The sequence below is a fragment of the Psychrobacillus sp. genome (assembly GCF_056205495.1).
Genome location: NZ_JBAEAP010000469.1, coordinates 1 through 7,962, shown reverse-complemented (window position 1 = coordinate 7,962; position 7,962 = coordinate 1). Strand labels below are relative to the sequence as shown.

General features: G+C 36.0%; 5 protein-coding genes and 1 pseudogene. 5 read left to right on the top strand and 1 reads right to left on the bottom strand.

Annotated features, from left to right (window positions below; translation table 11 throughout):
- Window positions 1-451, top strand: a pseudogene (locus AC06OU_RS13580) (alpha/beta hydrolase); the annotation flags it as partial.
- Window positions 452-776: 325 nt separating this feature from the next.
- Window positions 777-2,993, top strand: a complete 2,217-nt coding sequence (locus AC06OU_RS13575; RefSeq protein WP_475856452.1) for a YcdB/YcdC domain-containing protein — start codon at window positions 777-779, stop codon at window positions 2,991-2,993.
- Window positions 2,994-3,111: 118 nt separating this feature from the next.
- Here the strand turns inward: AC06OU_RS13575 and AC06OU_RS13570 are convergent, their stop codons facing one another.
- Window positions 3,112-3,984: a TetR/AcrR family transcriptional regulator gene (locus AC06OU_RS13570; protein ID WP_475856451.1), complete on the bottom strand. Its 873-nt coding sequence runs from the start codon at window positions 3,982-3,984 to the stop codon at window positions 3,112-3,114.
- A 166-nt stretch (window positions 3,985-4,150) separates the two neighbouring features.
- On the opposite strand from AC06OU_RS13570, the gene AC06OU_RS13565 reads away from it, so the two are divergent.
- From AC06OU_RS13565 to AC06OU_RS13555, 3 genes are all read left to right on the top strand, one after another.
- Entirely contained in the window at window positions 4,151-5,650 is a 1,500-nt protein-coding gene (locus AC06OU_RS13565) for a DHA2 family efflux MFS transporter permease subunit (RefSeq protein WP_475856449.1), read from the top strand.
- Window positions 5,651-5,985: 335 nt separating this feature from the next.
- Window positions 5,986-7,437, top strand: coding sequence for a circularly permuted type 2 ATP-grasp protein (locus AC06OU_RS13560; RefSeq protein ID WP_475856448.1), 1,452 nt, complete (start codon window positions 5,986-5,988; stop codon window positions 7,435-7,437).
- A partial coding sequence (locus AC06OU_RS13555; RefSeq protein ID WP_475856447.1) for an alpha-E domain-containing protein occupies window positions 7,431-7,962 on the top strand: 532 nt, incomplete at its 3' end. The genes AC06OU_RS13560 and AC06OU_RS13555, both read left to right, overlap by 7 nt.

Genomic DNA, 7,962 nt, shown 5'->3' with positions numbered 1-7,962 from the left:
TGTTATCTATTTACAGGGGTTAGAAGAAGATATTAGTAAGGGTGACACGGTTACTCCAAGAAATTATGTGATGAAATATGGTGGGACTGCAAGACTTATAGAAAGTCCAGATGGTAATAGTTTAAATAATTTACTTAGTAGTGAATATAATCTATTAGACGTGATTCGCTATAACTATGGGATTTCCTACTCTCAGAAAATGTTGTTACCTGATTTATTAAAGAAACCTTTACCTGATATAGTTACAACACTTGAATTACCAGTATTTTTTGTAATGGGAAAGTATGATTATCATACTACTTATAATACAGCCAAAGAATACTTTGATAATTTGGATGCGAATCAGAAAGAATTTATTACCTTTGATAAATCAGCTCATTATCCACAATTCGAGGAAAAGGAAAAATTTTATGAGTGGATGGTGAGTACTTTTTCACCAAAAAACAAATGAAACTTTTAATACATAGTTCACTATTCAAATAATTTCACTTGTACATGAAAAAAGGGTTACGTAAACAATTGTTAAATTCACCTTGAGCCATTCCTGTATTTCAAGTGCTCTAGCTATCTCACTAAAGAAAGGAGCTATGAGTTAGTGAATAAATATATGAAATAAGTTTAACCGCTACTCAACATAGTTGCGTTTTTTTTTGTGGGTATAAATTCAAACTTATATACAATAGTTAAAAAAATAGTTAAAATATTATGAAAATAGGAGTTACTAGTTTCCAAATTTTACTTTATAATATAGTTATTACCTTAAAGGGGGGCTTTTTGTGAAGAAGATAGGGATTATTTTAACGGCGTCAGCATTATCGCTGGGAATGTTAGCGACTACTGCAAATGCATCAAATACTACAGGGACACAGCCTTATAATGTAGTGGCTCAGGTTGCTGCTACAGATGTTTTGGTGTCTAAAGAGGAATTGCTTAAAAAGTTTAAGGCTAGCTTTCCGGGGGTTTTCGACTCAATCAAGCCTAGCGAATTCTACTTGCATTCCTTTAATCATCCAAATGAAAAGGCGATTAGGCATAGTATGTCTTTTTATAAGCAAGAAAAAGGGAAGGATATCTCGGGGAGCATAGGTTTTTATGGGGATAATTATGAGATAGATTCTTTTCAATATGACCCAGTTGCAACTGCAGATTCGCTATTTCCAGGGAAGGTATCTAAAGAGGAAGCTAAACAACTTGCTCATGACTTTATGAAAAAGTATATGAAGGATGGAAACTACCAGTTAGATGAAGGAATTGAAGACTTTTATTATAGTTCACAAACATTAACCCAACCCATTCGTTATACCTTTACTTTTAACCGAATGCAGGATGGGGTTACTATTGGAGATCAGCACGTAAATGTGACGATTCTTGGCAGTGGAGAGATAGTAGGGTTTAATCGTTCTATTCCAAGCAAGTCTCCTACGTTCGATGATGTTAAAAAGGTGAAAGATGCTGAAGTGATTTTAAATCAGATAAAGCATAACTTAACTGCTAAGCTACAATATCAGGTCACTTATCCAACTGAAAGTAATAAGCTTGAGGTGAAGCTGGTTTATAAGCCTGAAATACTAAATGTAAATGCTATTACTGGAGAATGGTTTAATACCTATGAGTTTTTTAAAGAGTATCCTGCTCATAAAGGAAATGAAATGATTGTAGAAAAGGCATTACCTGCTAAACACAATGGCATTACAAAAGAAGAGGCTAAGAAAATAGCAGAGGGTTTACTGAAGGTCGATTCCAATAAAATCAAATTAACGATTCAATCTGTAGATGAGATGAAAAATTATAACGGACAAGATGTAATCAGTGTTAACTATATGTATCATTATCCTAATGGTTCCGGTTCTGGATCTAATATAGAATTCGATAAGAAAACAGGTGAGCTAGTTCGTTTTCATAATATGCAGCAAGAAATTAAGGAAATGTTAGATGAGAATATAAATCAGAAGACCCTATCTTATGAGGATGCATTAGCGAAGGCAGTGGAGTATGCAAAGGAGTATTTGCCTACGTATCTTCATGAATATGCACTTCCTGCTGAGACCACCTATTCCGACCCGATGAGTGGTTATTACTTCTCATTCCCACGGATTGTTGATGGAGTAACTGTATTAGGAGACCAAATTAGCGTAAATATTCATAAAAACGGTTCTTTAAATAGCATTAATATTGACAGACTTCAAATTGATGAGTGGCCATCAAAAGAAAAAATTATTTCTGAGAAAGAAGCAACAGAGACATTTAAAAAGGCCATTACGATAAAGACAAGCTACTTGAAGGAATATTTGAAGCAAGAAAATAATCACTATTATTTAATATCCTCCCCATTGTTTAATGAAAAAGAATATCAGGTGTTAGAGGCAAACACGGGTAAATGGTTTAACCAATACAACAGAGAGGTGCTACCAGAAGTTTCCCATCCAACTGCAGCAGCGGAGTTAAATTACTTAATTCAATCGAAAGTGTTAACGGTAAAAGACGCTAAGGCTTTTAATGCAGATATCGCAGTGTCTAAAGGTGAAGCTATTAAAATAATGATGAATTCTTTAACCTATATTTATCACGGCTATCCTATGGGTGACGAAGAGAATGTGAAGCAAACCTTTACAAATATAAATCCTAAGCATACTTCCTATCAAGCAATTGAAAGAGCAGTAGAGCTTGGTGTTATAGCTGCGGACAAACCAACTTTTGATGCAGATAGTCCAATTACTAAAGAGGAGCTATCTGTATGGTACATTCGTGCACTAGGCTTGGAGGAAGCGGCTAAACAAACGAAGATATTTAAAAATGATTTCGTCGATAGTAAGAAGATCAAAGCTGAATATACTGGTTATGTTGTGTTGGCCGACTCTTTAGGATTGTTAAAGGCAGAGAAAAACCAGTTTAATCCTTCCAAGCAAGTGACCTATGCAGAGATGGCTGTTGCTACAATTCGTTTGGGACATGAGATGTCAAAAAAGGGAAGAGATAATAGATTCGGCTACTAAGCTGTTGTTAGTAGCTTAAATGTCAAGTGGATGATGCTAAACTGATTCGTATATGTCTACTAGTAATAGTCGTTCAATTAGGAAAACTCACCAATTTTAGATTGGTGAGTTTTTTATATTACTTCAGTTTTAAATAAAACCAAATGGCATTGATGAAGGTTTGTACCTGACCTTTACTAGAAGTGTCATCAAAGGTTGCTAAGAAAGGATTGAGCAAGGGCTGAAGCACGCTTTTGCGAACACGTTCCTTGTTGAGCTCAAAGATGATTGCCTCATAGAGATCCTCTTGCTCCATCGTAAAATTCTCTTCCTCTTTAATGTTCTTTGCCATTTTCATGAGCTCGCTTAACTCCACTGGCTTTCGATCAATATTCATCCTCATTAAATGGACTGAAGAAGGGTCAATTAAAGAAGTATTATGTTGAAGCATATAGGGAATGATAAGACCGATATATTGGAGCAGGACTGCTACAATTCGGTGAAGTGAAAACGTTGCATTTGTTACACGCTTTGTAAATAGTAAGTGCTGGAGCATACCGTGAAATAATATAGCACTTTCAAAGGCATTTTCAGAAACTTCCTCTCCAAATACAGATTTAAACCGAATTGCTAACCACTCTAGCTCGAATATACGATGCTGCATCACAAGTTTTTTTAGATCTATTTCATTGGAGCTAAGGATTGCATCAAAGAGCGCATATAGGCTTCGTTCTTCATTTAACTGAATAATGCTATATATTTGTTGTGCCAAAATCTGTTGGTCCTTTTCGTTTTTCCCAACTTGGATTTGCATACGAAGCTGACTTGCATCATATCTTAATCCTTCCAATATCTCTGCTATACAATCATTTTTTGAACTAAAATAATTATAAAAGGTTCCTTTTGAAATGGCTGCTCTATCAATGATGTCCTGGATAGAGGTTTGCTGGATTCCTTTTTCTACAAATAGCTTTAAGGCTACATCTGCAACATGTCTTTTACGTTTATTCATAAATCCTCCGATAGTAATCTGATGGCTTTAGTATATATATTGTGAACACAAAGTTCAACTATATTTAAACTAGGTGTATAAATATATTGAAAAAAATGAACTAATGGTTTAATATAATTCGAGTAATGAAATAAATATAGAAAAATAGAATAGGGGAAGACGAAAGATGAGTACCATTGAAAATAAAAAATCTACTTACTTAATGCTCGCTGTTTTATTTGTCGGAGCATTTGTATCGTTTTTAAATAACTCCCTTTTAAATGTAGCATTGCCTTCAATTATGGTGGATTTAGATGTCGATTATTCTACCGTTCAATGGTTGGCAACAGGCTATATGCTAGTGAGTGGAGTATTGATACCTGCATCGGCCTTTTTAATAAGAAGATTTTCAAATAGAACGTTGTTTATCACTTCCATGGCTATTTTCACGCTAGGTACAGCTATGGCAGCATTTGCTCCAAATTTTGGCATGCTATTAACAGGCCGTATGGTTCAAGCTGCTGGTTCCTCTGTAATGGGGCCTTTATTAATGAATGTAATGCTAGTTGCATTTCCACGAGAAAAACGGGGAGCAGCAATGGGGATCTTTGGTTTAGTTATGATTACAGCTCCAGCAATCGGACCTACATTATCAGGATTCATCGTGGAGTACTACGATTGGCGTATTCTCTTTATCATGATTTTACCGTTAGCAGTTATCAGCTTATTACTAGCCGTTTGGAAGCTAGGAAATGTGATGGCTACCGACAAGTCAGCAACCATTGACTTCGCATCAGTAATACTTTCTACATTTGGTTTTGGTGGTCTTTTATACGGTGTCAGCACAGCAAGCTCCGCTGGTTGGGATGATCCAATTGTATTAACTACATTGATAGTTGGATTTGTTGCGTTAGTAATATTCGTAGTTCGCCAGTTGAAGCTTGATGAACCATTATTAGATTTACGTGTTTATAAATATCCAATGTTCGCGTTAGCGTCTATTATTGCGATTGTAAACTCAGTGGCTATGTTCTCTGGGATGATTTTAACTCCAGCGTACGTTCAAAATGTACGCGGTATTTCACCTTTAGATTCTGGTTTAATGATGCTACCTGGAGCAATTATTATGGGGATTATGTCTCCAATAACAGGGAAGCTGTTTGACAGGTTTGGCCCTCGCCTTTTAGCGATATTAGGATTGGTTATTACAGCAATATCAACGTATGAGTTATCTACATTACAAATTGATTCATCGTATTTATATATCATTTCGATTTACACTACACGCATGCTTGGGATGTCAATGGTTATGATGCCAATCATGACAAATGGTTTAAATCAGTTACCGACACGTTTAAACCCGCATGGTACAGCAGTTAACAACACCGCTCAGCAGGTTGCTGGTTCCATTGGTACGGCAGTGCTAGTTTCTATTATGAACTATGTGACAACAAAAGAAGGGGAAAGCCTAATGGCAAACGTTGACCCTACTACACTGACAGAGCAAACAATGGGGTTACTAGGTCAACAAGCTTTATTAGCAGGGATTCAATACTCCTTCCTAGTTGCTTTGGTTATGAACATAATCGCGTTAGTCTTAGCCTTCTTCTTGAAACGAGTAGATGTTAGCCCAGCAGCTCTACAAAAGCTAGAGGAAGAAAATCAGGTAAAGCCAACAACTAAATAATAATTTTAAAGAGACTGGGACATAACTAGTCAATAAACTTAAAGACGTGAAATCAGCAATTGATTTCACGTCTTTACTTTTTTAAAGGAGGCGGCGCTCCTGAAACAGTGCGAGCTGAAAGCGCCCGCCGTGGCGGAAAACAATTAGATCTTAATTTGAAGAAAGGTTTGTCCCCCGCCTCTGTTTAATATGACTTGGTATGTAGCGCGAAGCTAAATAATTTTTTTTAGAAATGTCTATTAATGACTATATATGGGTAATAGAATGATGAAGGGTGTGATAAATAGAGTACACCATTTACATAAATTAACTATATAGAGAGCGAGAGTTGGAAAATGTTTAAAACCTATGAAGTTAAACCTTTTTTTGACGAGATGTTAAAAGCGTGCGGTGAGCCCAAGTTGCACTATCAAAACTTCTATAATATTCTTCACCGTTTTTCTTCAGAAGAATTAAAAGAAAAACATGAAACAGCCCAACTTTCATTTTTAAGACAAGGCATAACGTTCACAGTGTATAACAATAATATGGGAGCAGAGCGTACTATGCCTTTTGATTTCATTCCAATTATAATTCCTCCGGAAGACTGGGAAACGATTAGAAAGGGAATGATCCAGCGTACAGAGGCATTGAACTGCTTTTTACAGGATATTTACCATCAGCAAAAAATTATAAAAGATGGCATTATTCCTAGAGATTTAGTAGAAAATAATAAATATTATTATCACAAGCAAATTAAAAATATTAAAATCCCGTTAAATAACAACATATTTTTAGCAGGAATAGATTTAATTCGTGATGAAACGGGTAAGTATTTGGTGCTTGAGGATAATTTAAGAAACCCATCTGGTCTTTCTTATGTATTCCAAAATAGGTATGTTATGCGTCAGGTCTATCCCGAATTTTTTGCTAACCACTCCATTCATGCTTTGGAACAGCAAATAACCTATATTTATGAAGCAATTGTGGAACATGCCCCGGAAGGAGTAACCAATCCTAAGGCAGTACTGCTTACTCCAGGAATATATAACTCGGCGTATTACGATCATGTATTTTTAGCTCAACAAATGCGGTTACGGTTGGTCGAAGGCCGTGACCTAACAGTAGTTGATAACATTGTATATATGAAAACAATCCGTGGACTTGAAAAAGTAGATATTATTTATCGTAGAATTGATGATGACTTTTTGGATCCTTTAGAGTTTCGTGAGGATTCTACTCTTGGAGTTCCTGGTTTAATAGATGCATATAAATTAGGCAATGTGGCAATATTAAATGGTATAGGGAATGGTGTTGCTGATGATAAAGCAGTGTATGCCTATGTTCCTGATATGATTAGATATTATTTAGAGGAAGAGCCAATTATTGATAATGTGAAAACCTATCGTCTGGATGATTTAGAACAGAGGGAATGGGTGCTGCAGCATTTATCAGAACTGGTCGTAAAAAATGTTGGTGCCTCAGGTGGCTATGATATGTTAATAGGCCCACATGCTACTAAAAAAGAGATAGAGAGATTTAGGGAAAAGATTTTAAAGACACCGGAGCAGTATATTGCGCAGCCGACTATTCATCTGTCAAGAGCACCTGCGTATCAAGGAGAAGCGTTTTATCCATGTCATGTAGATTTACGGGTGTTTGTCATTAGAGGAGAGGATACACATGTATTTCCAGGAGGTCTTTCACGTGTAGCATTAAAGAAAGGCTCGCTAGTAGTAAATTCCTCACAAGGTGGTGGCGGTAAAGATACATGGGTCATGAAATCAGGGGGTTTTAGTTCATGTTAAGTCGTGTAGCAGATTCTTTATACTGGATGTCTCGAAATTTTGAGCGAGCCGAACAAAACGCTAGAATTTTAGATGTTCATTTAACTCAAATGGTTGAAACCTCTAGTGATGAATCATTTAAAGAGACACAGTGGAAGCTATTATATGAAGCGTGTTCTACTCTAGATGAATTAGAGGCATTGGAAAATAAAAAGAATAGCAAAGAGGAAGACCTAATATATTACTTGGCATTAAGTCACGAAAATCCAAATTCGGTTTTCAATTGCGTACGAATTGCTAGAGAGAATGCAAGGGTTTGTCGTGATCACATACCTAATGAACTGTTTGAAGTGTGGAATGATGTCTTTTTATATACAAAAGATGCTCAAAATATTCCTTATTCTCTTCAGAACATGAGGTTATTTCTAAGCCAGATCAAAAAGGCTTCTTTCACTATTCAAGGAATTATTGAGTCAAACATGTCTCGCGGTATAGCTTACCATATGATGAAAATAGGAAATTGGTTAGAACGGGCTGAAAAAACTG